The sequence below is a fragment of the Streptomyces sp. NPDC048269 genome, assembly GCF_040652395.1.
Classification (GTDB): domain Bacteria; phylum Actinomycetota; class Actinomycetes; order Streptomycetales; family Streptomycetaceae; genus Streptomyces.
Window position 1 is genome coordinate 58,596 of record NZ_JBEZLW010000006.1, and the last position, 25,768, is coordinate 84,363.

Annotated in this window: 30 protein-coding genes; 18 read left to right on the plus strand and 12 right to left on the minus strand. The window is 72.3% G+C overall.

Annotation, left to right across the window (positions count from 1 at the left end; genetic code table 11):
* Positions 1-191: 191 nt before the first annotated feature.
* Positions 192-986 (minus strand): transglutaminase-like domain-containing protein, encoded by a 795-nt coding sequence (locus tag AB0D48_RS08995; RefSeq protein WP_362392484.1) that lies wholly within the window; start codon positions 984-986, stop codon positions 192-194.
* Positions 983-1,969 (minus strand): GNAT family N-acetyltransferase, encoded by a 987-nt coding sequence (locus tag AB0D48_RS09000; protein WP_362392487.1) that lies wholly within the window; start codon positions 1,967-1,969, stop codon positions 983-985. Before AB0D48_RS09000 ends, AB0D48_RS08995 begins: the two co-directional genes overlap by 4 nt.
* Before the next feature lie 117 nt (positions 1,970-2,086).
* On the opposite strand from AB0D48_RS09000, the gene fdxA reads away from it, so the two are divergent.
* Both fdxA and dapC read left to right on the plus strand, forming a co-directional pair.
* Positions 2,087-2,416, plus strand: a complete 330-nt coding sequence (fdxA, locus tag AB0D48_RS09005; protein ID WP_030713714.1) for a ferredoxin — start codon at positions 2,087-2,089, stop codon at positions 2,414-2,416.
* Positions 2,417-2,540: 124 nt separating this feature from the next.
* On the plus strand, positions 2,541-3,635 hold the full coding sequence (gene dapC / locus AB0D48_RS09010) for a succinyldiaminopimelate transaminase (protein WP_362392490.1): 1,095 nt from the start codon (positions 2,541-2,543) through the stop codon (positions 3,633-3,635).
* Positions 3,636-3,742: 107 nt separating this feature from the next.
* Here the strand turns inward: dapC and AB0D48_RS09015 are convergent, their stop codons facing one another.
* Together AB0D48_RS09015 and AB0D48_RS09020 are read right to left on the minus strand one after the other, a co-directional pair.
* On the minus strand, positions 3,743-4,102 hold the full coding sequence (locus AB0D48_RS09015) for an ATP-binding protein (protein WP_362392493.1): 360 nt from the start codon (positions 4,100-4,102) through the stop codon (positions 3,743-3,745).
* 295 nt (positions 4,103-4,397) lie between these two features.
* Positions 4,398-5,297 carry a hypothetical protein gene (locus AB0D48_RS09020; protein ID WP_362393033.1) on the minus strand — a complete coding sequence of 300 codons (900 nt, stop codon included), beginning with the start codon at positions 5,295-5,297 and terminating at the stop codon, positions 4,398-4,400.
* A 140-nt stretch (positions 5,298-5,437) separates the two neighbouring features.
* Here AB0D48_RS09020 and dapE point away from each other — a divergent pair, with 140 nt between their 5' ends.
* Positions 5,438-6,517, plus strand: a complete 1,080-nt coding sequence (dapE, locus tag AB0D48_RS09025) for a succinyl-diaminopimelate desuccinylase (protein ID WP_362392496.1) — start codon at positions 5,438-5,440, stop codon at positions 6,515-6,517.
* Between the two features lie 64 nt (positions 6,518-6,581).
* Positions 6,582-7,400, plus strand: coding sequence for a TIGR00730 family Rossman fold protein (locus tag AB0D48_RS09030; RefSeq protein WP_362392499.1), 819 nt, complete (start codon positions 6,582-6,584; stop codon positions 7,398-7,400).
* Between the two features lie 57 nt (positions 7,401-7,457).
* On the opposite strand, the gene folP is transcribed toward AB0D48_RS09030, so the two are convergent.
* Entirely contained in the window at positions 7,458-8,318 is an 861-nt protein-coding gene (folP, locus tag AB0D48_RS09035; RefSeq protein ID WP_362392502.1) for a dihydropteroate synthase, read from the minus strand.
* A 76-nt stretch (positions 8,319-8,394) separates the two neighbouring features.
* On the opposite strand from folP, the gene AB0D48_RS09040 reads away from it, so the two are divergent.
* The gene (locus AB0D48_RS09040; RefSeq protein ID WP_362392505.1) at positions 8,395-8,748 is read left to right on the plus strand and encodes a DivIVA domain-containing protein; all 354 of its coding nucleotides are present in this window, start codon (positions 8,395-8,397) and stop codon (positions 8,746-8,748) included.
* Positions 8,745-9,323, plus strand: a complete 579-nt coding sequence (locus tag AB0D48_RS09045) for a DNA-3-methyladenine glycosylase I (protein ID WP_362392508.1) — start codon at positions 8,745-8,747, stop codon at positions 9,321-9,323. The genes AB0D48_RS09040 and AB0D48_RS09045 overlap by 4 nt, the downstream gene beginning before the upstream one ends.
* A 27-nt stretch (positions 9,324-9,350) precedes the next feature.
* On the opposite strand, the gene AB0D48_RS09050 is transcribed toward AB0D48_RS09045, so the two are convergent.
* Positions 9,351-10,154 (minus strand): enoyl-CoA hydratase-related protein, encoded by an 804-nt coding sequence (locus tag AB0D48_RS09050; RefSeq protein WP_362392511.1) that lies wholly within the window; start codon positions 10,152-10,154, stop codon positions 9,351-9,353.
* A gap of 332 nt (positions 10,155-10,486) precedes the next feature.
* Between AB0D48_RS09050 and AB0D48_RS09055 the strand changes: the two genes are divergently transcribed.
* Both AB0D48_RS09055 and AB0D48_RS09060 read left to right on the plus strand, forming a co-directional pair.
* The gene (locus AB0D48_RS09055) at positions 10,487-10,654 is read left to right on the plus strand and encodes a DUF3117 domain-containing protein (RefSeq protein ID WP_003966491.1); all 168 of its coding nucleotides are present in this window, start codon (positions 10,487-10,489) and stop codon (positions 10,652-10,654) included.
* A 121-nt stretch (positions 10,655-10,775) separates the two neighbouring features.
* Entirely contained in the window at positions 10,776-11,393 is a 618-nt protein-coding gene (locus tag AB0D48_RS09060; RefSeq protein WP_362392514.1) for a hypothetical protein, read from the plus strand.
* A gap of 40 nt (positions 11,394-11,433) precedes the next feature.
* Here the strand turns inward: AB0D48_RS09060 and AB0D48_RS09065 are convergent, their stop codons facing one another.
* On the minus strand, positions 11,434-12,096 hold the full coding sequence (locus AB0D48_RS09065; RefSeq protein WP_037919526.1) for a class I SAM-dependent methyltransferase: 663 nt from the start codon (positions 12,094-12,096) through the stop codon (positions 11,434-11,436).
* Between the two features lie 179 nt (positions 12,097-12,275).
* Here AB0D48_RS09065 and sigE point away from each other — a divergent pair, with 179 nt between their 5' ends.
* The 5 genes from sigE to AB0D48_RS09090 all read left to right on the plus strand — a co-directional run bounded on the left by sigE (position 12,276) and on the right by AB0D48_RS09090 (position 16,530).
* A complete protein-coding gene (gene sigE, locus AB0D48_RS09070) occupies positions 12,276-13,052 on the plus strand; it encodes an RNA polymerase sigma factor SigE (RefSeq protein WP_362392517.1) in 777 nt (258 codons plus the stop codon).
* Positions 13,049-13,741 (plus strand): zf-HC2 domain-containing protein, encoded by a 693-nt coding sequence (locus AB0D48_RS09075; protein WP_362392521.1) that lies wholly within the window; start codon positions 13,049-13,051, stop codon positions 13,739-13,741. The genes sigE and AB0D48_RS09075 overlap by 4 nt, the downstream gene beginning before the upstream one ends.
* A 27-nt stretch (positions 13,742-13,768) precedes the next feature.
* Positions 13,769-15,181: a trypsin-like peptidase domain-containing protein gene (locus tag AB0D48_RS09080; protein ID WP_362392524.1), complete on the plus strand. Its 1,413-nt coding sequence runs from the start codon at positions 13,769-13,771 to the stop codon at positions 15,179-15,181.
* A gap of 57 nt (positions 15,182-15,238) precedes the next feature.
* Positions 15,239-15,673, plus strand: a complete 435-nt coding sequence (locus AB0D48_RS09085; protein ID WP_362392527.1) for a sec-independent translocase — start codon at positions 15,239-15,241, stop codon at positions 15,671-15,673.
* A gap of 113 nt (positions 15,674-15,786) precedes the next feature.
* Complete coding sequence (locus AB0D48_RS09090; protein WP_362392530.1) at positions 15,787-16,530, plus strand: hypothetical protein; 744 nt, start codon at positions 15,787-15,789, stop codon at positions 16,528-16,530.
* Between the two features lie 82 nt (positions 16,531-16,612).
* On the opposite strand, the gene AB0D48_RS09095 is transcribed toward AB0D48_RS09090, so the two are convergent.
* The 3 genes from AB0D48_RS09095 to AB0D48_RS09105 all read right to left on the minus strand — a co-directional run bounded on the left by AB0D48_RS09095 (position 16,613) and on the right by AB0D48_RS09105 (position 19,793).
* Positions 16,613-17,728 (minus strand): P-loop NTPase, encoded by a 1,116-nt coding sequence (locus AB0D48_RS09095; protein WP_362393036.1) that lies wholly within the window; start codon positions 17,726-17,728, stop codon positions 16,613-16,615.
* A 96-nt stretch (positions 17,729-17,824) separates the two neighbouring features.
* Entirely contained in the window at positions 17,825-18,406 is a 582-nt protein-coding gene (locus AB0D48_RS09100; RefSeq protein WP_362393039.1) for a DUF1003 domain-containing protein, read from the minus strand.
* A 115-nt stretch (positions 18,407-18,521) separates the two neighbouring features.
* Positions 18,522-19,793 (minus strand): CBS domain-containing protein, encoded by a 1,272-nt coding sequence (locus AB0D48_RS09105; protein WP_362392533.1) that lies wholly within the window; start codon positions 19,791-19,793, stop codon positions 18,522-18,524.
* Positions 19,794-19,972: 179 nt separating this feature from the next.
* On the opposite strand from AB0D48_RS09105, the gene AB0D48_RS09110 reads away from it, so the two are divergent.
* A complete protein-coding gene (locus AB0D48_RS09110) occupies positions 19,973-20,758 on the plus strand; it encodes a hypothetical protein (protein ID WP_362392536.1) in 786 nt (261 codons plus the stop codon).
* Between the two features lie 18 nt (positions 20,759-20,776).
* Here AB0D48_RS09110 and AB0D48_RS09115 read toward each other — a convergent pair whose 3' ends face one another.
* Both AB0D48_RS09115 and AB0D48_RS09120 read right to left on the minus strand, forming a co-directional pair.
* Positions 20,777-21,286 carry a hypothetical protein gene (locus AB0D48_RS09115; RefSeq protein WP_362392538.1) on the minus strand — a complete coding sequence of 170 codons (510 nt, stop codon included), beginning with the start codon at positions 21,284-21,286 and terminating at the stop codon, positions 20,777-20,779.
* 31 nt (positions 21,287-21,317) lie between these two features.
* Entirely contained in the window at positions 21,318-22,433 is a 1,116-nt protein-coding gene (locus AB0D48_RS09120; protein WP_362392541.1) for a magnesium and cobalt transport protein CorA, read from the minus strand.
* A gap of 375 nt (positions 22,434-22,808) precedes the next feature.
* On the opposite strand from AB0D48_RS09120, the gene AB0D48_RS09125 reads away from it, so the two are divergent.
* From AB0D48_RS09125 to AB0D48_RS09140, 4 genes are all read left to right on the plus strand, one after another.
* Positions 22,809-23,393, plus strand: coding sequence for a suppressor of fused domain protein (locus AB0D48_RS09125; RefSeq protein WP_362392544.1), 585 nt, complete (start codon positions 22,809-22,811; stop codon positions 23,391-23,393).
* Between the two features lie 58 nt (positions 23,394-23,451).
* The gene (locus AB0D48_RS09130) at positions 23,452-24,096 is read left to right on the plus strand and encodes a DUF6758 family protein (RefSeq protein ID WP_362392547.1); all 645 of its coding nucleotides are present in this window, start codon (positions 23,452-23,454) and stop codon (positions 24,094-24,096) included.
* An 80-nt stretch (positions 24,097-24,176) separates the two neighbouring features.
* Positions 24,177-25,043: a PHP domain-containing protein gene (locus AB0D48_RS09135; RefSeq protein WP_362392550.1), complete on the plus strand. Its 867-nt coding sequence runs from the start codon at positions 24,177-24,179 to the stop codon at positions 25,041-25,043.
* Between the two features lie 55 nt (positions 25,044-25,098).
* Positions 25,099-25,704: a MarC family protein gene (locus tag AB0D48_RS09140; protein WP_362392553.1), complete on the plus strand. Its 606-nt coding sequence runs from the start codon at positions 25,099-25,101 to the stop codon at positions 25,702-25,704.
* The last annotated feature ends 64 nt before the right edge of the window (positions 25,705-25,768 follow it).

The following is a 25,768-nucleotide window of genomic DNA, read 5'->3' on the forward strand; positions in this document are numbered from 1 at the left end:
CGCCGGCGATCGAGGCTCGGCCCGGAGCCGGAGCCGGGCCCGAGCTGGGGGCGGGAGGCGGGGCACGGAGCCAGGGGCCGGGAGCTGGGGCCGGGCCCGAGCTGGGGGCCGGGAGGCGGGGCACGGAGCCAGGGGCCGGGAGCCGGAGCCGGGGCCGGGGCCGGGGCCGGGCCCGAGCGGGAGGCCCGGGCTCAGTTCAGCAGGGCGCGAGCGGAGACGGCCTCGGCGCGGATGCGGTCCGCCGCACCGGCATCCACCGCGGCCACCACATCGGCGTACGCCTCCAGTTCGGCCGCCCCCTCCCGAAACGCACCGCGTTCCACCAGCAGCCGCGCCCGCTCGAACCGCAGCGACGCCGGATGCGACGGCAGCAGCAGCGACAGGTCCAGCGCCCACAGCGCCACCCCCGACTGCTCCGGCCGGGCGGAGGCCCACGCCCGGATGTTGTTCAGGATCCGCAGCACGATGTCCAGCGTGCGGGCCGGCGTCCGCGGCCCCTCCGCCAGCTCCGCCGGCCCCGCTCCCAAGGACGCGCCGCCCGCGAACGGGTCGACCACCACTCCCTCCTCCGGGTCCCCGAACCCCACCACGAAGTGCCCCGGCAGCCCCAGCCCGTACACCGGCGCCCCCGCCCGCCGGGCGACCTCCAGCCACACCACCGACAACAGGATCGGCAAGCCCCGCCGACGCCGCAGCACCTCGTGCAGGAGCGAGGACGACAGCCGGTCGTAGTCCGCCGGAGTGCCGTGGAAACCGAGGCGGCCGCCAAGCAGTTCCGTGACCGCCGAGGCCCACGCCCGCCCGCCCCGCAGCCCGTACGGCAGCATCCCGGCCAGCCGGTCCAGCTCGATCTGCGCCCAGTCCATGGCGCGTTCGTCCAGGTCCGGGTCCGCCTCCGCCGCCAGCAGCAGGCACAGCAGCGCCAGGTCCGGCCGCTCCGACCGCGCCTCCGCCGCGAACTGCTCCCGCCGGGCCGCCGGACTCACGCCGCCGCCCGGTAGTGGTGGTACGCGTGGTGCGGCGCGAAGCCCAGCCCGTCGTACAGGGCCAGCGCCCCCGGATTGTCCGTCTCCACCTGGAGCCACGCCGCCGACGCGCCCTCCTCCAGCGCCCGCCTCGCCAGCGCCGCCATCACCGCCGTCGCCAGCCCCTCCCGCCGGTACGCGGGATCGACCGTCACCGCCGCGAAGCCCGCCCACCGGCCGTCCACCACGCACCGTCCTACGGCCCGGCCCCCGGGCAGCGCCGCGAACCACACCGAGGGGCCCTCGACCAGCACCCGCCGGGCCACCTCCGGGTCGCCGACCTTCCCGTAGCGCCCCAGCCACTCCTCGTCCGGGACCCGGGTCAGCCGTACGTCCCCGGCGGCGGGTGCGTCCACGTCGCCGACCGGCGCCAGCGCGCCGATCCGTACCTCCGCCGACACCTCGGCCGCCCAGCCCCGCCGTTCCAGCTCCGCGATCAGCAGCTCCTGGGTGCCGACCGCCCCCGTCGCGGCCTGCACGTACGCCGGAAGTCCTCGTTCCACGTACCAGGAGGTCACTCGCGCGAGTGCATCGTCCAGCGGTATCCCCGGATCGCCGAGCGGAAGCACCGAATTGGCCCGCCGGGTGAATCCGGCGGCCGCGCGCAGCGTCCACTCGCCCAGCTGCTCGCTCTCCAGGGGTTGCCAGGACCGCGCCGCGACCCGCGAGAGCTCCTCGAAGGAGGCCGCGGGACCCCGTCGGCGGGCCGGTGCGGGCGGCACGACCTTGCCCGCGACCAGCGAGGATTCCGCGATCCGGACGGTCTGGCCGTCCTTTCGTGTGATCAGCAGCACACCCTCGTTCCAGGATGTGAGAACCCCTACGGTGTCCGCGTACTCGGGAGCCCCGCTCCGCCCGCGCTCCACCCGTCGTACAGAGACTCGTTTACCCACGTCAGCCGGGGTAATACGGACTTCCAGCAGCCCACCGGCAGTGATTTCCACAGCTCTGTCCGCCCCTCCTGTTCGGATCGTGCCCGGGAACGGAGATACTAGGTGCGGGCATCGACGACGCCGCGCTCCCGCGCGATATGGAAAGCCCTACCGAGGAGGAACGAGAGCGTGACCTACGTCATCGCGGAGCCTTGTGTCGACGTCAAGGACAAGGCATGCATCGAAGAGTGCCCCGTCGACTGCATCTACGAGGGCCAGCGGTCCTTGTACATCCACCCGGACGAGTGCGTCGACTGTGGTGCCTGTGAGCCGGTCTGCCCGGTCGAGGCCATCTTCTACGAGGACGACACTCCGGAGGAGTGGAAGGACTACTACAAGGCGAACGTCGAGTTCTTCGACGAGCTCGGTTCGCCCGGCGGTGCTTCCAAGCTCGGTCTGATCGAGCGCGACCACCCCTTCATCGCGGCGCTGCCCGCCGGTATCAACGGCGAGCACTGACCTCTCACGGCAGAAGCGCCACTCGGTCCCGTACGGCCTGCCCGCCGCACGGGACCGAGGTGTTTTCCCGACCTCCGCGTCCAGCGCCCAGAGCGTCCAGCACCCAGAGAGAGCAGAGACCACCGTGGCCGCAGTATCCGACCGTCTTCCCGCCTTCCCCTGGGACAAGCTGGCGCCTTACAAGGCGACGGCGGCGGCCCACGCGGACGGCATCGTCGACCTGTCGGTCGGCACGCCGGTGGACCCGGTGCCGGAGCTGATCCAGCGCGCCCTGATCGGCGCCGCGGACTCCCCGGGCTACCCGACGGTGTGGGGTACGCCCGCCCTGCGCGACGCGATCACCGGCTGGGTGCGCGGGCGCCTCGGCGCGAGCGCCGCCGAGCACCGCAACGTCCTGCCGGTGGTCGGCTCCAAGGAGCTGGTGGCCTGGCTGCCGACGCAGCTGGGCCTCGGAGCCGGCGACAAGGTCGCGTACCCCCGGCTCGCCTACCCGACGTACGAGGTCGGCGCGCGGCTCTGCGGCGCCGAGGCGGTGCTCTACGACGACCCGACCGAGCTCGACCCGGCCGGCCTGAAGCTGCTGTGGCTCAACTCCCCGTCCAACCCCACCGGGCAGGTCCTCCCCAAGGAGGAGCTCATCCGGATCGTGGCCTGGGCGCGCGAGCACGGGATCCTGGTCTTCAGCGACGAGTGCTACCTGGAGCTGGGCTGGGAGGCCGAGCCCGTCTCCGTCCTCCACGACGACGTGTGCGGCGGCTCGTACGAGGGCCTCGTCGCCGTCCACTCGCTCTCCAAGCGGTCCAACCTGGCCGGCTACCGGGCGGCGTTCGTCGCCGGTGACGCGGACGTGCTCGGCGAGCTGCTGGAGATCCGCAAGCACAGCGGCATGATGACCCCCGCCCCGGTGCAGGCCGCCACCGTCGCCGCGCTCGGCGACGACGTGCACGTCGAGGAGCAGCGCGGCCGCTACGCCGCCCGCCGTGCGGCGCTGCGCGGCGCCCTGGAAGCGCACGGCTTCCGCGTCGAGCACAGCGAGGCGAGCCTCTACCTCTGGGTGACCCGGGACGAGCCGTGCTGGGAGACGGTCGCCTACCTCGCGGGGCTGGGCATCCTGGTCGCGCCCGGCGACTTCTACGGCGAGGCGGGCGCGCGGTTCGTGCGCGTGGCCTTCACCGCGACCGACGAGCGCGTGGAGGCGGCGGTCAAGCGTCTCGGCTGAGCCCCGCCCGCCGCGGGGGCCTGAACAGCCGGAAGCCGCGGGGGCCTGAACAGCCCGAAGGGGCCGGGAGTTCGTGCTCCCGGCCCCTTCGGTGTTCCCTCGGCGGATCAGCCGCCCAGCGGCAGCCCACCGGGCAGGCCGCCCGTCAGCCCACCGGGCAGGCCGCCGTCGGCCAGCGGCAGCTCCGGCGCGGCGGGCAGCCCACCGAGCAGGCCGGTCGCCTTGCCGGCCACGTCGGCGGCGGGGGCGGCGGCGGGCAGGGCCTCGGTGGCGGCGGCGGCGGTCTCCGTGGCGGCACCCGTCACGGCCGAGGCGTCGGCGGCGTCCGGGGCGGTGAGTGCGCCCAGCTGCGGCACGGACTCCAGACCTGCGGCGCTGGCCGTTCCGGCCGCACCGACCACGGGCGCTGCCCCGGCTGCGACGAGCAGCGCGGCACGGGCGATCCGACGGGTCAGGGGGAGAGACATGTTGCTCCTAAGCGGTAGCGGCTGAGTACGCCGTGTACAACCGCTCGGGGGGCGGGTGGAGTTGCGGATGCGATGGGTAAAGGATCGGTAACGCATCGTTTAATCGGCTTCCGCGACAAGAGCATTGGATGGGCGCTCACCAGGCGTTCTATGGGTCTGGGCCCCTCGCGGCCCGGTCGCCCGGCCACCCCCGTAGGAGTGATCACTCGTACGCCTGCACGGGCGCTCGGCGGGCCCCGGGCGGGGCTCGATCGGCCCTCGGCAGACCTCAGCGGCCTCAGCGAGCTCAGCGAGCTCAGCGCGCGATGAAGATCCGTACCTCGTCCGGCGCCGAGTCGTGCGGGTCCCCGGCACCGTCCTTCGCGCCGTTGCCGCCCGTGGACCGCCACAGGCCCCGGTCCTTGCCCCCGATCCAGGCGGACCGGTCGTACGACACCCGGGCGATGCCCAGCTCGTGCGACCGGGCCACCGCCCAGTGCGCCATCGCCCGGCCGCGCCGCGCCTCACCCGCGCCGCCGTCCCGCTTCAGCTGGAGGTTGACCTCGGACTCCTCGACCCGGTCCGGCACCGACCGGCCGCCCGGCGCACCGTTTCGGCCACCGCCCAGGGCCTCCTTGCCGAAGGCCCGTACCAGCTCCGCCTTCACCTTCTCCGGATCGCCGCGCAGCGGGGCCGGGCCCGAGCAGGACAGCGTGCCGCTCTCGCCGAAGGCCGCCGTCAGCACCGTGGCGTCCGACTCGTGCTTCGCGTACGCCTGCGGGAACCCGCTGCGCTGCACCTTCTGCGCCGCCACCGTCAGCGGCAGCCGCGAGTACCCCGGAACGTCCACGAGGTGCTCGTAGAAGATCCCGGCCGAGTACACCGGGTCCATGATCTGCTCCGCGGTGCCCCAGCCCTGCGAGGGCCGCTGCTGGAACAGGCCCAGCGAGTCCCGGTCGCCGTGATCGAGATTGCGCAGCGACGACTCCTGCATCGCGGTCGCCAGCGCGATGGTCACGGCCCGGTCCGGCAGCCCCTTGGAGATGCCGACGGCGGCTATCGTCGCCGCGTTCGCCGCCTGTTCCGGGGTCATCTCGTACTTCTGCCCGCTGCCGGCGGCCGCCGCGGCCGTGCAGTACGGGGCGCCCGCGCCGCCGTTGGAGTACCGCTGGACGACGAAATAGCCCACCACCGCGAGCAGGACGAGCAGACCCACGGCCGCACGGAGCGGCCTGCGGCGACGGGAGCGAGGATCACGGTTCTCGGGCACGCGGCCCACCGTACTTGAGGCATATGACGCGTCCAGCGGCCGGACGCCCAGGGCCCTGCCCCGGCCTGGGGCGTTAGGGTCGGTTCATGCCCGAATCCGAGCTGGACCTCACCCTGGACGCCGCCGAGCTGACCGCCCGGCTCGTCGACATCCCCTCCGTGAGCGGCGACGAGAAGGTACTCGCCGACCTCGTGGAACACGCGCTGCGGGCCCTCCCGCACCTCACCGTGGACCGCTTCGGCAACAACGTCGTCGCCCGCACGCACCTCGGCCGCGCCGAGCGAGTCGTGCTCGCCGGCCACCTCGACACCGTGCCGATCGCCGACAACGTCCCCTCCCGCCTCGACGAGAACGACGTCCTGTGGGGCTGCGGCACGACCGACATGAAGTCCGGTGTCGCCGTACAGCTGCGCATCGCGGCGACCGTCCCCGAGCCGAACCGCGACCTCACCTTCGTCTTCTACGACCAGGAGGAGGTCGCCGCCGACCTCAACGGCCTGGGCAAGGTCGCCGACGCCCACCCCGACTGGCTGACCGGCGACTTCGCGGTGCTGCTGGAGCCGTCGAACGCCGAGGTGGAGGGCGGCTGCCAGGGAACCCTGCGCGTCCTGCTCCGCACCGCCGGCGAGCGCGCCCACTCCGCGCGCAGCTGGATGGGCTCCAACGCCATCCACGCCGCGAGCCCGATCCTGGCCAGGCTCGCGGCGTACGAGCCGCGCAAGCCCGTCATCGACGGCCTGGAGTACCACGAGGGCCTCAACGCGGTGCGCATCGAGGGCGGCGTGGCCAACAACGTCATCCCGGACGCGTGCACGGTGACGGTCAACTTCCGCTTCGCCCCCGACCGCAGCATGGACGATGCGATCGCCCACGTCCGCGAGGTCTTCGCGGACTGCGGAGTCGAGGAGTTCGTGATCGACGACTTCTCCGGCGGCGCCCTCCCCGGCCTCTCCCACCCCGCGGCGGCGGCCTTCATGGAGGCGGTCGGCGGGCGCGCCATGCCGAAGTTCGGCTGGACGGACGTCTCCCGCTTCAGCGCGCTGGGCGTCCCGGCGGTCAACTACGGCCCGGGCGACGCCCTGCTGGCCCACAAGGTCGACGAGCGCGTGGAGACGAAGGCGATCCTGCACTGCGAGGAGCGACTCCGCGCCTGGCTGACCTCCTGAATTCCGCTTGTCGTCACCTTTGTGCGCCTACCCTGATCCAACGATCAGCAGGAGGGAGCACATCATGGGCAACCCCGAAGGAACCGCTCGTCGTCGGCCCGAGGAGCAGCAGCTCGGGCCGGTGCTGCGCAGGCGGAGCCAGGTCCAGGCGGGCAGTACGACGGACCAGCGGCTGCTGGATTCGGCCGGGCCCTCCGAGTGGGTGCACACCGATCCCTGGCGGGTCCTGCGCATCCAGTCGGAGTTCATCGAGGGCTTCGGCACGCTCGCCGAGCTGCCGCCGGCGATCAGCGTGTTCGGCTCGGCCCGTACCCCGGTGGACTCGCCGGAGTACGACGCGGGCGTACGGATCGGGCGCGCGCTCGTCGACGCGGGCTTCGCCGTGATCACGGGCGGCGGCCCGGGCGCCATGGAAGCCGCCAACAAGGGCGCGCGGGAGGCCAACGGCGTCTCCGTCGGCCTGGGCATCGAGCTGCCGTTCGAGCAGGGGCTGAACGAGCACGTCGACCTGGGGCTGAACTTCCGCTACTTCTTCGTCCGCAAGACGATGTTCGTGAAGTACAGCCAGGGCTTCGTGGTCCTCCCGGGCGGCCTCGGCACGCTGGACGAGCTGTTCGAGGCGCTGACCCTGGTCCAGACCCGGAAGATCACCCGCTTCCCGATCGTGCTGTTCGGCACGGAGTACTGGAGCGGGCTCGTCGACTGGCTGAAGAACACGGTGATCGCGCAGGGCAAGGCCTCCGAGTTCGACCTGCTCCTCTTCCACGTCACGGACGACGTGGAAGAGGCGGTGACGCTGGTCAGCAAGGAGGTCGGCGAGGGCTCGAACGAACGCGCCGCCCTCGGCGCCACCGAGGAGCTGGCCCGGGAGGCCGGCGACTAGGCGCCGGGCGGCCGGCCCGCCAGGGCCTGCGGCAGTGGCCCCGTCAGGGCCTTCGCGTCAGGCCAGGCCCCGGCGGGCGACCGCCGGGGGCCGGTGGCCCTGGATCGAGCGGACCATGTCGAGGATCTGCTTCGTCTCCGCCACCTCGTGGACGCGGTAGACCTGGGCACCCAGCCAGGCCGAGACGGCCGTCGTGGCCAGGGTGCCCAGCAGGCGTTCCTTGACCGGCTTGTCGAGGGTCTCTCCCACGAAGTCCTTGTTGGACAGGGAGACCAGGACCGGCCAGCCCGTCCCGGTCATCTCCGACAGGCGGCGGGTGACCTCCAGCGAGTGGCGGGTGTTCTTCCCGAAGTCGTGGCCCGGGTCGATCATGATCGCGTCCCGGCGGACGCCGAGGGCCGCGGCCCGCTCCGCCAGGCCGACCGTGACGCGCAGGATGTCGGCCATGACGTCCTCGTACTCGGTCCGGTGCGGCCGGGTCCGCGGCTCGACCCCGCCCGCGTGCGTGCAGACCAGCCCGGCCCCGTGGCGCGCCGCGACCTCCGCCAGCCGGGGGTCCACCCCGCCCCACGCGTCGTTCAGCACGTCCGCGCCGGCCTCGCACACGGCCTCGCCGACCTCGTGCCGCCAGGTGTCCACGCTGATCACCACGTCCGGATGGCGGCGCCGGACCTCGGCCACGAAGCCGACCGTGCGCCGGGCCTCCTCGGCCGTGTCCACGTGCTCGCCCGGGCCCGCCTTGACCCCGCCGATGTCGATGATCGCGGCGCCCTCGGCGACCGCCTGCTCGACCCGGTCCAGCGCCGGCTCGTCGCGGAACGTCGCCCCCTGGTCGTAGAAGGAGTCCGGAGTCCGGTTCACGATGGCCATGATCACCGGCTCGTGGGTGTCGAACTCGCGCCTGCCGAGTCGCAGCATCCTGGTCTTTCCTCCTTCGGCGGCCTTCGCGCCTCGCCTGCGACCTTAACCTGGTGGCCGGAGTCTCTCAGGGGAGTTGATCGTGTTCTTCTTCTTGATGATCGCGCTGGTCGTGGTCGTGGCAGCGGTCACCCTGGCGGTGATCGGAGGAGGCTCGGAGGCCGTCCTGCCGGAAGCGGAGCCGGACCGGGTGGCCGACGGGTTGCCGGAGACCCGGCCAGTCGTACGGGCGGACATCGACGCGCTGCGGCTGCCGGTCGCCCCGCGCGGCTACCGGATGGCCGAGGTGGACGACGTACTGGAGCGGCTGGCGGCCGAGCTGGCCGAGCGGGACGCGCGGATCGCGCAGCTGACGGCCGCGGCGGCCGGCCCGGCCGGTCCGGCGGAGGAGGCCGGGCACGTGGACCTCACCAAGGACGGTGAGCGATGACCGGCACGGTGGCGGGCACGGACGGGCTGCTGCGGTGCCCCTGGGCGCTGTCCACCGGGGAGTACGTCACGTACCACGACACCGAGTGGGGCCGTCCGGTCCACGGCGACGACGCGCTGTACGAGCGGCTGTGCCTGGAGGCGTTCCAGTCGGGGCTGTCCTGGCTGACGATCCTGCGGCGGCGGGAGGGGTTCCGTAAGGCCTTCTCGGACTTCGGGATCGCGGCGGTCGCCGCCTTCGACGAGCGGGACGCGGAGCGGCTGCTCGCCGACGAGGGGATCATCCGCAACCGGGCCAAGATCGAGGCCACCCTGGCCAACGCGAAGGTCCTGGCCGGCTGGGAGCCGGGCGAGCTGGACGCCCTGATCTGGTCCCACGCCCCCGAGGAGCCGGGCCCGGCCCCCCGCGCGCTCACCGAGGTGCCGGCGGTGACCCCGGAGTCCACCGCCCTGGCCAAGGCCCTGAAGAAGGCCGGCATCCGTTTCGTCGGCCCCACCACGGCCTACGCGCTGATGCAGGCCTGCGGCCTGGTCAACGACCACCTGATCGACTGCGCCTCCCGCGACCCGGCCTGAGCCGGGCCGCGGCGGGGCCGGGCGGCCTCAGCGGCCCAGGTACTCCGGGGGCTGCTTCGCGAGGAAGGCCTGGACGGCGATGGAGTGGTCCTCGGAGGCTCCCGCGCGGGTCTGCAGGACGTCCTCGCGCTCCAGGGCCTCGGCCAGGGAGTGGGAGGCCCCGTACGCCAGGGACTCCTTCAGCGCCGCGTAGGCGACCGTGGGGCCGGACGCCAGCGCGCGGGCCACGGTCTCGGCCTCGGCGTGCAGGGAGTCCGAGGGGACCAGGCGGTTGGCGATGCCGAGGTCGAACGCCTCCTGGGCCTTGAGGGAGCGCGGGAAGAGGAGCAGGTCGCCGGCGCGGGAAGCGCCGATCAGACGGGGCAGGGTCCACGAGACCCCGGAGTCGGCGGTCAGCGCCACCCCGGCGAACGAGGTGTTGAAGGACGCGGTGTCGGCGACGACCCGGAAGTCCGCCGCCAGCGCGAAACCGAAGCCCGCTCCGGCCGCGACGCCGTTCACCCCGGCCACCACCGGCTTCGGCATCTCCGTGAGCGCCCGGACGATCGGGTTGTAGTGTTCGGCGACCGTGCTCATCGTCAACGTGGAACCGGTCTCCCGGTCCGCCGCCAGGTTCCCGATGTGCTCCTTGAGGTCCTGGCCCACGCAGAAGGCCCGGTTGCCCGCCGCGGTGAGCAGGACGGCCCGTACCGCGGTGTCCGCGGCCGCCGCCGAGGCCGCGTCGCGCAGGGCGACCTTGGCCTCGGTGTTCATGGCGTTCATCGCGTCCGGGCGGTTGATCGTGATGGTCGCGAGTCCGTCGCTCACTTCGTAGAGCACGCAGTCGGCCATGGCAGGGGGTCCCCCTTCGTCGCGGGATGGCTACCGGCCGGTACCGGCCGGTGCAAGGGCCAGCATGGCGGACCGGAGCGCACGCGCACATGTGATGTGCGTCAAAGAAAGCGGAGCCGCTTCGCGGGGTGCGGCGGCGAAGTATCGCAGGCGGGTCCCCGAAATGAGTGGTTTTGGCCGAGCGCGTTGCCCAACCGTTCACGGGCGATGTTGGTCATCGGGTCCTGACATGCGGGATAATGGCTGGGAAGCAATGTGTTCGATGCCGGGTACTAGGCGCCTGAATGGGGCCGTCGGCTGACGATGAGCTGGTTTCAGGAAGGGGAACGAGCATGGCGGCCATGAAGCCGCGGACGGGCGACGGCCCGCTCGAGGTCACCAAGGAGGGGCGGGGCATCGTCATGCGCGTACCGCTCGAGGGCGGCGGTCGGCTTGTCGTCGAGCTGACGCCGGACGAGGCGGACGCCCTGGGTGACGCCCTGAAGAAGGTCGTCGGCTGAATCGTCGGCACCATCTGCGTTCTGCATTCTCTGCGCTGCCCCGTCCGCGATCAGCGGCCGGGGCAGCGTTGTGTCTTCTTCCGGGCCGCGCCCCGGCCCTTCCCCTTCCCGGAGCCACGCCGTGACCTTCTCCCCGCCCGCGCCGCCCGCCTTCGCCGAGTGCACACCGCGTGAGAAGGCGGCCCGGGTCCTTTCCGACGTCCTGGCGCCGGCGAACCTGGTGGTCGCCCTGCTCCTGCTGATCGGCTGGCACAGCACCACCTCGTGGTCCGGCCTCGGCTGGGGGCTGCTCGGCGCGCTGTTCTGCGGTGTGGTGCCGATCGGGATCATCGTGCTCGGCGTGCGGCGCGGGGCGCTGACCGACCAGCACATCCGCGTGCGGCGCCAGCGCGTGGTCCCGATGGCCCTGAGCCTGGTCTCCGTCGCCGCCGGGATCACCCTGCTGCACGTACTCGGCGCCCCCGAGGACGTCTTCGCCCTCGTCGTGGCGATGCTCGTCGGCCTCGTGTCGTCCCTGCTGGTCACCGTCGGCTGGCAGATATCCATCCACATGTCGGTGGCCGGCGGCACCGTGATGATCCTGGCGCTCGTCTTCGGTCCGTCCGTGCTTCCCGCGGCGCTGGCGGCCGCCGCCGTCGGCTGGTCGCGGCTGGTCCTGCGGGCGCACACGGCCGCCCAGTTGCTCGCCGGCACCGCCCTGGGCGGGACGGCCGCCCTCACCTTCGCCCTGCTGCGCTGAGGCGTAGGTACGCGGGTCCGCGAGGGGCGCGGCTGACGGCTCAGCGCCGCACGGCGCACAGCAGCCCGTCGCCCACCGGGAGCAGGGCGGCCTCCAGGGCGGGGCTCTCGCGGACGCTGCGCAGCAGTTCGCGGACGCGCAGCACCTCCACCGGCTGGGCCGCGGAGTCGACCGTACGGCCGTCGGAGAAGACTCCCTCGAAGCACACCAGCCCGCCGGGGCGCAGCAGGCGCAACGATTCAGCGAGGTAGTCGAGGGACTCGGCCGGGTCGCCGTCGCAGAAGACGAGGTCGTAACCGCCGTCGGCGAGGCGGGGGAGTACGTCGAGGGCGCGGCCCGGGATGAACCGTGCGCGGTTGCCCGCGAAGCCGGCGGCGCGGAAGGCCTGGCGGGCGAAGGCCTGCCGGTCCGCTTCGGGATCCACCGTGGTCAGCACCCCGTCGGGGCGCATTCCGTGGAGCAGGTGGATGCCGGAGACGCCCGTTCCGGTGCCGATCTCGGCGACCGCCTTGGCGTCCGCGGTGGCTGCCAGCAGGCGCAGCGCGGCCCCGGTGCCGGGAGAGACGGAGCGCAGGCCCGCTTCCCTGGACCGGTCGCGGGCCCATCGCAGAGCGTCGTCCTCGGCGACAAACGCGTCGGCGAACGCCCAGCTCGTCTGCCGGTTGCCGGTAATGACCCTCTCCTGTCCCCATAGTTGGCGCAACGGTGACTGTATCCGTTGACGTCGGGAACCCGCAGATGGGACCGGGCGTTGTGAAGGGTGTGGGCGGGATCAGAAGGGACGGCGCCGGGCAGATCGGCAGTCCGGGGCCGCTCCGGGGCTTAAGACTCGCGTAAAGATACTGCAAAAATGCTTATCCGGAGCTGACAGAGGGGGTGGCTATGGTAGGGACTCCACTGGACACCACCAGAGCCGACAGGGGAGGTGCGGCTGCGCCTGTGGATCGTGGAGGCGTATTCAGACGCCTCTTCTGGTCGGCGGGTGAGCCGAAATCCGTGACCGACATTGCTGACAGCTTCCACACCGCCACCGCAACCACCGCGACCTTCGCCGCCGATGCGGGCTCCCAGGCGTGGACCCCTCCCTCGTGGGAGGAGATCGTCAGCACGCACAGTGCGCGGGTCTACCGCCTCGCCTACCGTCTGACGGGTAACCAGCACGACGCCGAGGACCTGACCCAAGAGGTCTTCGTCCGCGTCTTCCGCTCGCTGTCCACGTACACGCCCGGCACGTTCGAGGGCTGGCTGCACCGCATCACCACGAACCTGTTCCTGGACATGGTCCGCCGCAAGCAGCGGATCCGCTTCGACGCGCTCGCAGACGACGCCGCCGAGCGGCTGCCCAGCCGCGAGCCCTCCCCGCAGCAGGTCCTGCACGACACGCACTTCGACGCGGATGTCCAGCAGGCACTGGACACCCTCGCGCCCGAGTTCCGCGCGGCAGTGGTGCTGTGCGACATCGAGGGCCTGTCGTACGAGGAGATCGCCGCCACGCTCGGCGTGAAGCTCGGCACCGTGCGCAGCCGTATCCACCGGGGCCGTTCGCACCTGCGCAAGGCGCTCAAGCACCGCTCTCCCCAGGCCCGCGCGGAACAGCGCGCGCTGGCCGGAGTGGCCGTGGGTGCGCCGGGCGCCGGAGGAGAGGGCGGAGCCGAGTGAGCGGAGTCAGTCCGTCCCCCGCCGAACAGCACCTGGGCGACCGGCTCGCCGCCCTGGTGGACGGCGAGCTGAAGCACGACGTGCGCGAGCGGGTCCTGGCCCACCTGGCCACCTGCGCCAAATGCAAGGCGGAGGCCGATGCCCAGCGCCGCCTGAAGACCATGTTCGTGGAGAGCGCGCCACCGCCGCTGTCCGCCGGGCTGCTGGCCCGGCTGCAGGGGCTGCCGGGTGGCGGCCTCGACGGGCCGTCCGGACCGCCGGGCTCCGCGGGTCCGCACGGTCCCTCCGGTCCGCACGGTCCCTCCGGTCTTTCCGCCAATGACCCGTTCGCCACGTTCGCGTACGCGCTGCCCACGGCCGCCGGGCCGCGGCAGGAGGGCTTCCGGATCCACGAGGTGGGCCGTCCGCGCCGCCGGTTCGCCTTCGTCGCCGCCGGGGCCGTGTCGCTGGCCGCGATCGCGCTGGGCGGCGCGATGCCGCTGGAGGGGGTGGACCCGAACGTGCGGGGCGAGTCGCCCGCACCCGCATCCAGGCCCGGCCCCGCCGTGTCCGCGGCCGACGCGTCCGTCCGAGACCGGCTGCCCACGCCGGCCGCCGTACCGTCCCTCCTGTCGACCGCCGTGACCCCGCTCCCGCCGCTCCACCCCTCCGCTCCGAGTTCGGCCCGCCCGGTCTCGCTGCTGCGCTGACCGGGGACCTGGTTGAATCTGCGGCACATGCGGATAGGTACGCGGGGAGCGCCCATGGCCGACAGGCAGCAGACCGATCCGGCTCCACAGTGGTGGAGCCGGCCCGAGGGCACGGCGCAGGGCCGTTCGGCCGGGCACCGCGAAGGGGTTCCCTCCCAGCGGGCCGAAGACGCGGGCGACGGCGCGGGTGAGGGCGAAGCCCAGGGCGAGGTCCAGGCCGCGCCCCCGTCCGCGGGCGTGTTCGCGGCTCCGGCACAGGCCCCCGGGCAGGCGGCGGTCCGCGCGGTGCGCTACGACCCCTGGGGCGACCAGCCGTTGCAGGCCGTGGACCGGGGCAGGCAGGGCCGCGGGTTCCGGCTCTGGCAGGTCGCGGCCCTCGCCGCGGGCACCGCCCTGCTGGCCGGCGGGATCGGCGGCTACGTCGGCGTGCTCGCCGAGCGGCAGAGCAGCACCCGCCTGGAGCTGCCCCAGGCCGGTGTCGCCGACAAGGGCCGCGCGCCCGAGAGCGTCGCGGGCATCGCGGCCACCGCGCTCCCCGGGGTGGTCACCCTGCACGTGCGGGGCGCGTCGAGCAGCGGCACGGGCACCGGCTTCGTACTCGACCAGCAGGGCCACATCCTGACCAACAACCACGTCGTCGCCGACGCCAAGGAGATAGCGGTCACCTTCAGCACCGGCGAGAGCGTCACCGCCGAGCTGGTCGGCCGGGACTCCGGGTACGACCTGGCCGTGGTCAAGGTCAGCGGCGTACGGGGGCTCCGGCCGCTGAGCCTCGGCAACTCCGAGAACGTGAAGGTCGGCGACCCGGTGGTGGCCATCGGGGCCCCGTTCGACCTGTCCAACACCGTCACCGCCGGCATCATCAGCGCCACCGGCCGGCCCGTCACCGCGGGCGGCGACAAGGGCGACGGCAGCGACATCAGCTACGTGGACGCCCTCCAGACCGACGCCCCCATCAACCCCGGGAACTCCGGCGGCCCCCTCCTCGACGCCAAGGCCCACGTGGTCGGCATCAACAGCGCGATCCGGGGCGCCGACAAGGACGATCCCGCCCGCCAGGGCGGCTCCATCGGACTCGGTTTCGCCATCCCGATCAACCAGGGCAAGCGCGTCGCCGAGGAGCTCATCCGCACCGGCCGCGCCACGCACCCCGTCATCGGGGTCACCCTGGACATGGACTACACCGGCGACGGCGCCCGGGTCGGGGACAAGGGCGAGGACGGCAAGCCGGCCGTGACCGCCGACGGACCGGCAGCCCGCGCCGGGGTCAAGGCGGGCGACGTGATCACCAAGGTGGACGGCCAGCGCGTGCGCGGCGGTGACGAGCTGATCATCAAGATCAGGGCCCACCGGCCGGGTGATCCACTGACCCTCACCGTGCTCCGCGAGGGCCGCGAGCGGACGCTGGAAGTGGTCCTCGGATCAGCGAACGGCTCTTAGGAGCACTGGGGTACCGTGTGTCGGGGCCCGCAGTGAAGAGAGCCGAGGAGCGGCAAGGTGTTCAACGACATAGGCGCACTCGAACTCGTCACGATCGTCGTGCTCGCCATTCTCATCTTCGGCCCGGAAAAGCTGCCCAAGGTCATTCAGGACGTGACGGGTGTCATCCGGAAGATCCGCGCGTTCTCGGACAGCGCGAAGCATGACATCCGCTCCGAACTGGGCCCGGAATTCAAGGACTTCGAGTTCGAGGACCTGAATCCGAAGACCTTCATCCGCAAGCAGCTGACCGAGAACGAGGACCTCAAGGAGATCCGCAGCAGCTTCGATCTCCGCAAGGAGCTGAACGACGTCACCGACGCCGTCAACAGCAAGGAGGCGGACCCCGCACCGGCCTCCGCCGGCCCCGCCGCCACCGGCCCGGACCTGCTGAAGAAGTCCGCCGCACCCGCTGCGGACCAGCGCGCGCGCTTCGACGCCGACGCCACCTGACGCGCGACCTGCCCGGCGATCCGGGGTCGGATGGCTATCCTCCATGAGTCCGGATCCAGGACGCCCGTGGGGGGCGGGCCGTTCCGGACCCCACGGAACGAGAGGCCGCTCAGATGGAGACGACGAGCAGTAGTCGGGTAGGGGCGCGGACCGCCGAAGCACCCGCCCCCGCCGCCGCACCCGCGCAGGAAACGCAGACCGCGCCGCAGACCGCCCCGCCGAGCGAAGCACAGCCGCAGGAGGCCGCCGCTCCCGTCCCGGCGGCCCGCCGGACGGCCGAGCGGTTCCTGGCGGCCGACTTCCCCTGGTACGGGCTGGACGGGGCCTTCACCGGCCCCCGCTGGCTCATGCAGGTCGGCACCGGAGCCGACGGCACGGTCGAGCACGGATCCACCGGGCACGGCGACGAGCCGTCCGCCCGCGGCGAGATCGCCACCGGCGAGAAGGAGCGCTTCGCGGTGGTCGTCACCGTCGCGAGCAACCCGGTCCGCCGCAGCGGCGACGGCACCGGAACCCTGGAGGCCACCTCGGTCTCCTCAGCGGCCTGGCTGGCCGGCTCTGGGCTGCTGGCCTACAGCTGGCCCGGGCAGATGGACCACTCCCTGCGCAGCGACTGGCTCGACCAGCAGACCGAGGCCGCGTGGGAGCTCGCGGACGATCTCGGGGGGCCGGACTGGTCGACGCTGTCGCTGCCGGTGGACGGGGAGCCGACGCAGTTCCACTACCGGGAGTCGGAGTTCGGCTGGGTGCTCGCCGGGTCCACCAGCAGCGGCGTGCACCTCGGGGCGTACGGGCGGGGCATGAGCGCGTACGGCCTCGGCTTCTCGGTCATCGGCGACCTGTCGGCGTACGAGTAGCGGCCGCGCCGGCGGCAGCCGGGCCGGACACGCGAAGGGGCGCCGCTCGTCGAGCGGCGCCCCTTCGCGTGCTTGCGGCAGATCAGAACTTGTTGCGCGGGGTGATGCCCAGCGACATGCCCGACAGGCCGCGCGCGCGGCCGCCCAGCTTGCCCGCGATCGCGCGCAGGGCCGCGCCCGCCGGGGAGTCCGGGTCGGACAGTACGACGGGCTTGCCCTCGTCGCCGCCCTCGCGCAGCCGGACGTCGATCGGGATCGAGCCCAGCACCGGCACCGTCGCGCCGACCGTCTTCGTCAGTCCGTCGGCCACCTTCTGACCGCCGCCCGAGCCGAAGACGTCCACCATCTCGTCGCAGTGCGGGCACGGCAGGCCCGACATGTTCTCGACGACGCCGACGATCTTCTGGTGGGTCTGCACGGCGATCGAGCCCGCCCGCTCCGCGACCTCGGCCGCCGCCTGCTGCGGCGTCGTGACGACCAGGATCTCGGCGTTGGGCACCAGCTGGGCCACCGAGATCGCGATGTCACCGGTGCCCGGCGGCAGGTCGAGCAGCAGCACGTCCAGGTCGCCCCAGTACACGTCCGCCAGGAACTGCTGGAGGGCGCGGTGCAGCATCGGCCCGCGCCAGACCACCGGCGCGTTGCCCGGGGTGAACATGCCGATGGAGATGACCTTCACGCCGTGCGCCGACGGCGGCATGATCATGTTTTCGACCTGGGTCGGGCGGCCGTCCACACCGAGCATGCGCGGCACGCTGTGGCCGTAGATGTCCGCGTCGACCACGCCGACCTTCAGGCCGTCCGCCGCCATCGCCGCGGCCAGGTTGACCGTGACCGAGGACTTGCCGACGCCGCCCTTGCCGGACGCGACCGCGTACACGCGGGTCAGCGAGCCCGGCTTGGCGAAGGGCACCTCGCGCTCGGCGGTACCGCCGCGCAGCGAGGCCGCCAGCTCCTTGCGCTGCTCGTCGCTCATCACGTCCAGGCTGACGGCGACCGAGGTGACGCCCGCGACCCGCTCGACGGCCTCGGTGACGTTCTTGGTGATGGTCTCGCGCATGGGACAGCCCGACACGGTGAGGTAGACGGTGACGGCGACGGCGCCGCCGTCGCCGATCTCCACCGATTTCACCATGCCGAGCTCGGTGATCGGCCGGTGGATCTCGGGGTCGTTCACCGTCGCCAGCGCGTCGAGGATCGCGTCCTGCTCAGGCACTGCGGCGGCGTCGGCGGAGCTTGTGTCGGTAGCCATGCCCCGATGGTACGGCTCGGTAGCACGGCTCAGGAAAGCCCGTCAGCGGTCGCCTTCGTCACGTTCCTGCGGGAATAGCCGCCGCTCGTCCATCTCCTTGATCAGGTCCTGGAACTCGGACCTGATCCAGTCGCGCGTGGCGACCTCTCCCAGGCCCATCCGCAGGGCCGCGATCTCCCGCGTCAGGTACTCGGTGTCGGCGATGGAGCGCTCGTTCTGCTTGCGGTCCTGCTCCAGGTTGACCCGGTCGCGGTCGTCCTGTCGGTTCTGCGCGAGCAGGATCAGCGGAGCGGCGTACGAGGCCTGCAGCGACAGCATCAGCGTCAGGAAGATGAACGGGTACTGGTCGAACCGCAGGTCGTCCGGCGCGAAGATGTTCCACAGCACCCAGACGATGATGACGACCGTCATCCAGACGATGAAGCGCCCCGTGCCGAGGAACCGCGCCACCCGCTCCGACAGCCGCCCGAACGCCTCCGGGTCGTACTCCGGCAGCAGCCGCCGGCGCGCCGAGCGCGGCAGGTCGAGGCGGGCCCGCGAACGCGTCAGCGCGCTCGAGCCGGTCGACGGGCCGAACTGGCCGGCCTTCGCCCGCTCGCCGCGCTCGAAGGACGAACGTTCCACCCGCTCCGCGGCCGCCTCCGCCAGCCCGTGCTCGCGCGCCTGCAGCCGCGCCTGCTCGCGCCGCTCCCGGATCTGCTCGCGCCGCCGCTCCCGTGACTGGTCGCCGCGCCCCCGTTCAGTGGCCACCCACGACCTCCTCCGAGTGGAAGTCCGTCTCGCGCCAGTCGTCCGGCAGCAGGTGGTCCAGTACGTCGTCCACCGTCACCGCGCCCAGCAGCGAACCGCTCTCGTCGACCACCGGCACGGCCACCATGTTGTACGCGGCCAGGTAGCTGGTCACCACCGGCAGCGACGCGTCCGGCCGCAGCGGCGCCAGGCCCGTGTCCACGATCGAGCTGACCAGCGTGAACGGCGGATCCCGCAGCAGCCGCTGGAAGTGCACCGTGCCCAGGTACTTGCCCGTCGGCGTCTCGTCCGGCGGCCGGCACACGTACACCTGCGCGGCCAGCGCCGGCGACAGGTCCGCCTGCCGTACGCGGGCCAGCGCGTCCGCGACCGTCGCGTCCGGCCGCAGCACGATCGGCTCGGTGGTCATCAGACCGCCCGCCGTCCGCTCCTCGTAGGACATCAGGCGCCGCACGTCCGCCGCGTCGTCCGGCTGCATCAGCGTGAGCAGCCGCTCCTTGTCGTCCTCCGGCAGCTCGGACAGGAGGTCGGCCGCGTCGTCCGGGTCCATCGCCTCCAGGACGTCGGCGGCGCGCTCCTCCTTCAGCTTGCCGAGGATCTCCACCTGCTCGTCCTCCGGCAGCTCCTCCATGACGTCCGCGAGCCGGTCGTCGTCGAGGGCGTTGGCCACCTCGGCGCGCCGCTTCGGCGACAGGTGGTGCAGGACGTTCGCCACGTCGGCCGGGCGCATCTGCTCGAAGGTGGCGACGAGGTTCTCGGCGCCCTGTCCGTGCTCCTCCAGCGAGAAGCCGGTGACCGCGGACCACTCCACGGTCAGGGTCTCGCCGCGGCGGCGCAGCGCGCCCCCCTTGCCCTTCCGTACGAAAATCTTGTCGATCTCCCAGTCCCGGCGGGCCGGCAGCTGCTGGATGGCCACGTCCAGGACGGTGACCTCCTCGCCGCCCGCGACCAGCTTCACGCGGCGGTCCAGCAGCTCGCCGAGGACCAGCCGCTCGGTGGGCCGCTGCTCGAAGCGCCGCATGTTCACGACACCGGTGGTGATGACCTGCCCGGACTCCACGCCCGTGACCCGGGTCATCGGCAGGAAGATCCGGCGCCGGCTGACGACCTCGACCACCAGCCCCAGCAGCCGCGGCGGGCGCCCGCCGACGCGCAGCATCGCCACGAGGTCGCGCACCCGGCCGACCTGGTCGCCGTTGGGGTCGAAGACGGGCACACCCGACAGATGCGAGACGAAGATCCGCGGGGCGCCTGCAGCCATCCGAGCGCCTCCTAGAGCGTCAATCAACAGTCCTGCCGCCCCTCAGGCTAGCCCGTGCCACCGGCAACCGTCCTGGTGGGGCAGTCCGCCCGGGGTCCCCCCGGGGGCCTGGTGGCTGTACGCCTACGGGCAGGTACGCTGCCTGCTGCTCGAAGAGGACCGACGAGAGGCACCCGCACGTGACCGCCTACTTCCCTGCCGCGCGGCTGCGCCGGGCCGCGTTCATCGGTGTGTTGTGCGCGGGCCTCGCCGTCACCGGTACGGGTTGCGGGGACGATCCCGACGAGGGGACGAACGGGGTCGGCAAGTTGTCCGCCGACAAGATCGAGGCGAAGGCGAAGGCGGCCGCCGGCGAAGCGGAGTCGGTGCACCTGTCCGGCACCCTGGTGAGCGGCGGCAAGTCCTTCACCGTCGACATGCGGCTGAAGTCCGACGGCGGCTCGGGCGAGGTCAAGTCCAAGGACGACACCTTCCAGCTGCTGCGGGTGGGGGAGCAGCTGTACCTGAAGGCGAGCGCGGCGTTCTGGGGCAAATCCGACTCGGCCGGCAAGCTCGGCGACAAGTACGTGAAGGTGCCCGAGGGCGACCCCTCGTACAAGCAGTTCCGCGGCTTCACCGACATGGACGTGCTGCTGGACGGCCTGCTCGGCCTCCAGGGCAAGCTCGCCAAGGGCTCCTACACCAAGATCGGGCACACCCGCGCGGTCCAGGTCACGGCGGACGCGGGCAAGGGCGGCAAGCTGTCGGTCTCCCTGGAGGGGACCCCGTACCCGCTGCTCATGGAGCGCGCGGGGGGCGCCGGCCGGGTGGAACTCGCGGAGTGGGGCAAGCCCTTCCCGCTCGTCGCGCCCGCCCAGGACCAGACCGTCGACTACGGGTCCCAGCTGCCGACGACCAAGGAGGGCGAGACCAAGGAAGGCGAGACCAAGGGCTCGGGCCAGGGTTCCAACCCGACCAAGCCCTAGGGAGGGCGGGGGTCGCGTCTAGCGCGCGGCCTTCTTCCGCTTCAGCAGCAGCTTCGGCAGGTGCGCCGGGATCGGTCGGCGGGTGATCGCCGGCGAGGCCAGCGGGGCTGCGGCCAGGGAGCCGCCCGGCAGGGCCGACACCGCCTCCGGCTCCAGCCGCAGCAGCCGGCACTCCCGCGCCCACCGCTCGGTCATCTCCTCGGAGTCGGGGGCGTTCAGCCGCTTCCCCTTGAGCTCGGCGACGGCCGCCGCCCACTCCTCGCCGCGCGGCGGGAGTTCCCGTACCGTCGCCGTCCAGGCCACCAGCCGGCCGCCCTTGTCCTTGCTCCGCACGGTCACCTCGACGGTCGCGCCGTCGGCCAGCCCCGGGAACGGCTGCTCGCCGGGCCCGTCGCCCAGTACGTGGGCCGCGCCGTCCACCCAGGCGTGCCACAGGGCGCGGTCGGCCCCGGCGCCGCGGACCCAGATCAGGCCGGACTTCTTGGTGGCCTCCTCGACGAGGGCCAGGTCGAGCGTGCTGAGAGTCATGCGGACAGGGTAGGGGGTGCTTCCCCCGGTGCTACAGCCAGCCGTGGCGGCGCAGGGCGCGGTGGATGGTGAAGCAGATCCCGACGATCGAGGCCATCACCATCGGGTAGCCGTACTTCCACTGGAGCTCGGGCATGTGCGTGAAGTTCATCCCGTAGACCCCGCAGATCATCGTGGGGACGGCGATGATGGCCGCCCAGGAGGTGATCTTGCGCATGTCCTCGTTCTGGGCGACCGTCGCCTGCGCGAGGTTCGCCTGGAGGATCGAGTTCAGCAGCTCGTCGAAGCCCACGACCTGCTCGTGAACCCGCGCCAGGTGGTCGGCGACGTCCCGGAAGTACTTCTGGATGTCGGGGTCCACCAGCCGCATCGGGCGCTCGCTCAGCAGCTCCATCGGCCGCAGCAGCGGCGACACGGCCCGCTTGAACTCCAGTACCTCGCGCTTGAGCTGGTAGATGCGCCCCGCGTCACCGCCGCGAGTACCGCCCTTCGCCGGCGCGGCGAAGACCTCGCTCTCCACCTCGTCGATGTCGTCCTGCACGGCCGCCGCGACCGCGATGTACCCGTCGACGACGTGGTCGGCGATGGAGTGCAGCACGGCCGACGGGCCCTTGGAGAGGAGGTCCGGGTCGTCCTGGAGGCGGTGGCGCAGCCCCTTGAGGGAGCCCTGACCGCCGTGCCGGACGGTGATGACGAAGTCGGGGCCGGTGAAGCACATCACCTCGCCGGTCTCCACCACCTCGCTGGTGGCGGTCAGTTCGGCGTGCTCGACGTAGTGGATCGTCTTGAAGACGGTGAAGAGCGTGTCGTCGTAGCGCTCCAGCTTCGGCCGCTGGTGCGCGTGCACCGCGTCCTCCACGGCCAGCGGGTGCAGGCCGAAGGTCGCCGCGATCCCCGCGAACTCCGCCTCGGTCGGCTCGTGCAGGCCGATCCAGGCGAAGCCGCCGTCCTCGCGGACCCGGCGGATCGCCTCACGGGGCGTCAGACAGGCCGGCCCCAGCACGCGTCGGCCGTCGCGGTACACGGCGCAGTCGACCACGGCGCTGCTCGCCGACGGGTCGCGGGTGGTGTCGTATCCGGGCTGGGCCGGGCTGGACTTGCGCAGTGCCGGACGGACGGCGGCACGGATGTAGGGCAGCATCGACATGGCAGGCTCCTTCGCGCGCACGGCTGCGGACCGTACGGGTGGGAGGCCTTCCGGAGCGCGGGCGGGCAGGCCCGGCGGACGGAAGGAAGCAGGACGGGAGGACAAAGTTCTGCCGTCGCTCTTCTACTGATCAGAAGATCAAAGGGGGCAGGAAGCGCCCGGCACAGAAGTGGAAGAGCGATTGGTACTGCACGATCGACTTCGATCCACCGCAGCCCCACCTCCTCCGGCCGGTCCCCCGTGAGAGACGTCCTGTCGTCCGGAGCCTTGAAACAACGCTTCTGCGTGCGGCCCGAACCAGCTGTCAACACTATCAGCCGACGGATGGTCAAGACCCGCCCTTTACCCGGCTGATAGGAGTTCTATGCTCGCTTCATGGCAGAAATTCTGGCCCTCGTGGAGGCTCGGCTGCGCACCGCGTTCGGCGTACCCGACGCACGCGCCGCCGTCACCTTCCTGGGCACCGACCGCATCGAGGTACTCCGCTTCACCGAGGGCGACCTCGTGCGGTACGCGACCCTCGGAATGTCCGCGCACCCGATGACCGACCCGACCGCCGTCGTCGCGGACCCCGTACGCGGGCCGCGCGCAGAGCTGGTCCTGACCGTACGGGGCGGACTCGCGCCCACCGACAAACTCCTCAGGCCGCTCGCGGTCCTGGCCGCCTCCCCGCAGGTGGAGGGGCTGATCGTGGCCCCCGGCGCCTCCCTCGACGTGGGCGAACCACTGTGGGACGGGGCCGCCTTCAGCTCCGTCCTGGTGGCGGAGCCCGGGGGTCTGGTGGAGGACCTGGAGCTCGACGAGCCCATGGACCCCGTGCAGTTCCTGCCGCTCCTGCCCATGACCGCGAACGAGGCAGCGTGGAAACGGGTGCACGGCGCGGCCGCCCTCCAGGAACGCTGGCTCGCGCGCGGCACGGATCTGCGGGATCCTCTGCGTACCGCAGTCGCACTGGACTGAGCCCGGACGGGTGATCGCGTCTTGACGGCGCGCCGGGCGGGGAGGAGCGTGGCTTCTTATGAGGGGCGAACCGAGTTGCCCGAAGTGCGGTGGCCGGGTCAGGGCGCCCGGTCTCTTCTCCGACTCCTGGCAGTGCGCCGTGCACGGCACTGTCCACCCCCTGCAACCCGTGATCCCACCCAGCGTCGAGGGACTGGGCGTGGTCGTCCACAGGACTCAGGTGCCGGTGTGGATGCCGTGGCCCCTGCCGGTGGGGTGGCTGTTCACCGGGGTGGCGTCGGCCGGTGACGACCGCAGCGGGGGGCGGGCGACGGCGGTGGCCTGCTCGGGCCCCGGTCCGCTCGGCGGCATCGGCGAGCTGCTGCTGGTCGCCGAGGAGCTGGGCGTGGGACTCGGCGCGCGGTTCGCGGGCATCGACGGCCCGGACCCCGGCTCGTACATCGACGTATCGGCTCCGCCGCACGCCAAGGTGGTCGCGGCCGGCCGCCCGACGCCGCTGTGGCACGTCAACGGAAGCCCCGACGACCGGGCCGTCTTCGCGGGCGAGGCGCGGGGCCTGTGGCTCTGGGCGATCGTCTGGCCGGAACAGTCCGGCCTCCTGATGTACGACGAGCTCGTCCTCACCGACCTCCGCGACGCGGGAGCCGAGGTCGAACTCCTTCCGTGCGGGGCCCTGAGCCCGCGCATCCTCGGCCCCTCGTAGGCACGCTGATCAGGGGGGACCTCCGGCCCGGTTATCCTGGAGTGCCCCCCGTCCGTACGTACGAACCCTGGAGCCCGGCTGTGCGCATCGACCTGCACGCCCACTCCACGGCTTCCGACGGTACGGACACCCCCGCCGAGCTGGTGCTGGGCGCCGCCGCCGCGGGACTGGACGTGGTCGCGCTGACCGACCACGACACCGTGGGCGGGTACGCCGAGGCCCTTGCCGCGCTGCCCGCCGGGCTGACGCTGGTGACCGGGGCCGAGCTGTCCTGCCGGCTCGACGGGGTCGGGATGCACATGCTCGCGTACCTCTTCGACCCCGAGGAGCCGGAACTCGCCCGGGAGCGCGAACTCGTACGGGACGACCGCACCCCCCGCGCCCAGGCCATGGTCGGCAAGCTCCGGGCGCTCGGCGTGGACGTCACCTGGGAGCAGGTGGCCCGGATCGCCGGCGAGGGTTCAGTGGGCCGGCCGCACATCGCGACCGCGCTCGTCGAGCTGGGCGTCGTACCCACCGTCTCGGGCGCCTTCACGCCCGACTGGCTCGCCGACGGCGGCCGCGCGTACGCACAGAAGCACGAACTCGACCCCTTCGACGCCATCCGCCTGGTCAAGGCGGCCGGCGGCGTCACCGTCTTCGCCCACCCCGCGGCCGTCAAGCGCGGCGAGTGCGTGCCGGAGTCCGCGATAGCCGAGCTGGCGGCGGCGGGCCTGGACGGCATCGAGGTGGACCACATGGACCACGACACCGCCACCCGCGCGCGTCTGCGCGGCCTGGCGGCGGACCTCGGGCTGCTGCCCACCGGGTCCAGCGACTACCACGGCAGCCGCAAGACCTGCCGTCTCGGGGACTTCACGACCGATCCCGAGGTCTACGGCGAGATCACGCGCCGCGCGACCGGGGCGTTCCCCGTGCCCGGCGCAGGCGGAGGCGTCCGCGCGTAAGCGCCGCTCCGCCCTTCCCGCTTTTTCTTCACACCCCTCACTGCAAGGCATCTCTGTGTTCGACTTCGCCGTCTTCGGATCCCTTTTTCTCACCCTTTTTGTGATTATGGACCCTCCGGGGATCACGCCGATCTTCCTCGCCCTGACCTCCGGCCGCCCCGCGAAGGTGCAGCGCCGGATGGCCTGGCAGGCCGTCTGCGTGGCCTTCGGCGTCATCGCGGTCTTCGGGGTCTGCGGCCAGCAGATCCTGGACTACCTGCACGTCTCCGTCCCGGCACTGATGATCGCCGGTGGTCTGCTGCTCCTGCTCATCGCGCTCGACCTGCTCACCGGCAAGACCGACGAGCCGAAGCAGACCAAGGACGTGAACGTCGCCCTCGTCCCGCTCGGCATGCCGCTGCTGGCCGGGCCCGGTGCGATCGTGTCCGTGATCCTGGCCGTGCAGAAGGCCGACGGCGTCAGCGGGCAGCTGTCCGTCTGGTGCGCGATCATCGCCATGCACGTGGTCCTGTGGATCACGATGCGCTACTCGCTGGTGATCATCCGCGTCATCAAGGACGGCGGCGTGGTCCTCGTGACGCGGCTCGCCGGCATGATGCTCTCCGCGATCGCCGTCCAGCAGATCATCAACGGTGTGCTCCAGGTGGTCCGGGGCTCCTGACCGCACGGCACAGGACGCGAGAACGCCCCCGCACCGGAATCGGTGTCGGGGGCGTCGACGTGCG

Excerpts from the sequence above, each read along its gene's own strand:
- AB0D48_RS09090 (WP_362392530.1), top strand. The coding sequence starts at position 15,787 with ATGGAGACGACGAGCAGTAGTCGGGTAGGGGCGCGGACCGCCGAAGCA.
- AB0D48_RS09015 (WP_362392493.1), bottom strand. The coding sequence starts at position 4,102 with ATGTCTCTCCCCCTGACCCGTCGGATCGCCCGTGCCGCGCTGCTCGTC.
- AB0D48_RS09120 (WP_362392541.1), bottom strand. The coding sequence starts at position 22,433 with ATGTCGATGCTGCCCTACATCCGTGCCGCCGTCCGTCCGGCACTGCGC.
- AB0D48_RS09055 (WP_003966491.1), top strand. The coding sequence starts at position 10,487 with ATGGCGGCCATGAAGCCGCGGACGGGCGACGGCCCGCTCGAGGTCACC.
- AB0D48_RS09115 (WP_362392538.1), bottom strand. The coding sequence starts at position 21,286 with ATGACTCTCAGCACGCTCGACCTGGCCCTCGTCGAGGAGGCCACCAAG.
- AB0D48_RS09080 (WP_362392524.1), top strand. The coding sequence starts at position 13,769 with ATGCGGATAGGTACGCGGGGAGCGCCCATGGCCGACAGGCAGCAGACC.
- sigE (WP_362392517.1), top strand. The coding sequence starts at position 12,276 with ATGGTAGGGACTCCACTGGACACCACCAGAGCCGACAGGGGAGGTGCG.
- AB0D48_RS09125 (WP_362392544.1), top strand. The coding sequence starts at position 22,809 with ATGGCAGAAATTCTGGCCCTCGTGGAGGCTCGGCTGCGCACCGCGTTC.
- AB0D48_RS09130 (WP_362392547.1), top strand. The coding sequence starts at position 23,452 with ATGAGGGGCGAACCGAGTTGCCCGAAGTGCGGTGGCCGGGTCAGGGCG.
- dapE (WP_362392496.1), top strand. The coding sequence starts at position 5,438 with ATGCCCGAATCCGAGCTGGACCTCACCCTGGACGCCGCCGAGCTGACC.
- folP (WP_362392502.1), bottom strand. The coding sequence starts at position 8,318 with ATGCTGCGACTCGGCAGGCGCGAGTTCGACACCCACGAGCCGGTGATC.
- AB0D48_RS09045 (WP_362392508.1), top strand. The coding sequence starts at position 8,745 with ATGACCGGCACGGTGGCGGGCACGGACGGGCTGCTGCGGTGCCCCTGG.
- AB0D48_RS09030 (WP_362392499.1), top strand. The coding sequence starts at position 6,582 with ATGGGCAACCCCGAAGGAACCGCTCGTCGTCGGCCCGAGGAGCAGCAG.
- AB0D48_RS09105 (WP_362392533.1), bottom strand. The coding sequence starts at position 19,793 with ATGGCTGCAGGCGCCCCGCGGATCTTCGTCTCGCATCTGTCGGGTGTG.
- AB0D48_RS09050 (WP_362392511.1), bottom strand. The coding sequence starts at position 10,154 with ATGGCCGACTGCGTGCTCTACGAAGTGAGCGACGGACTCGCGACCATC.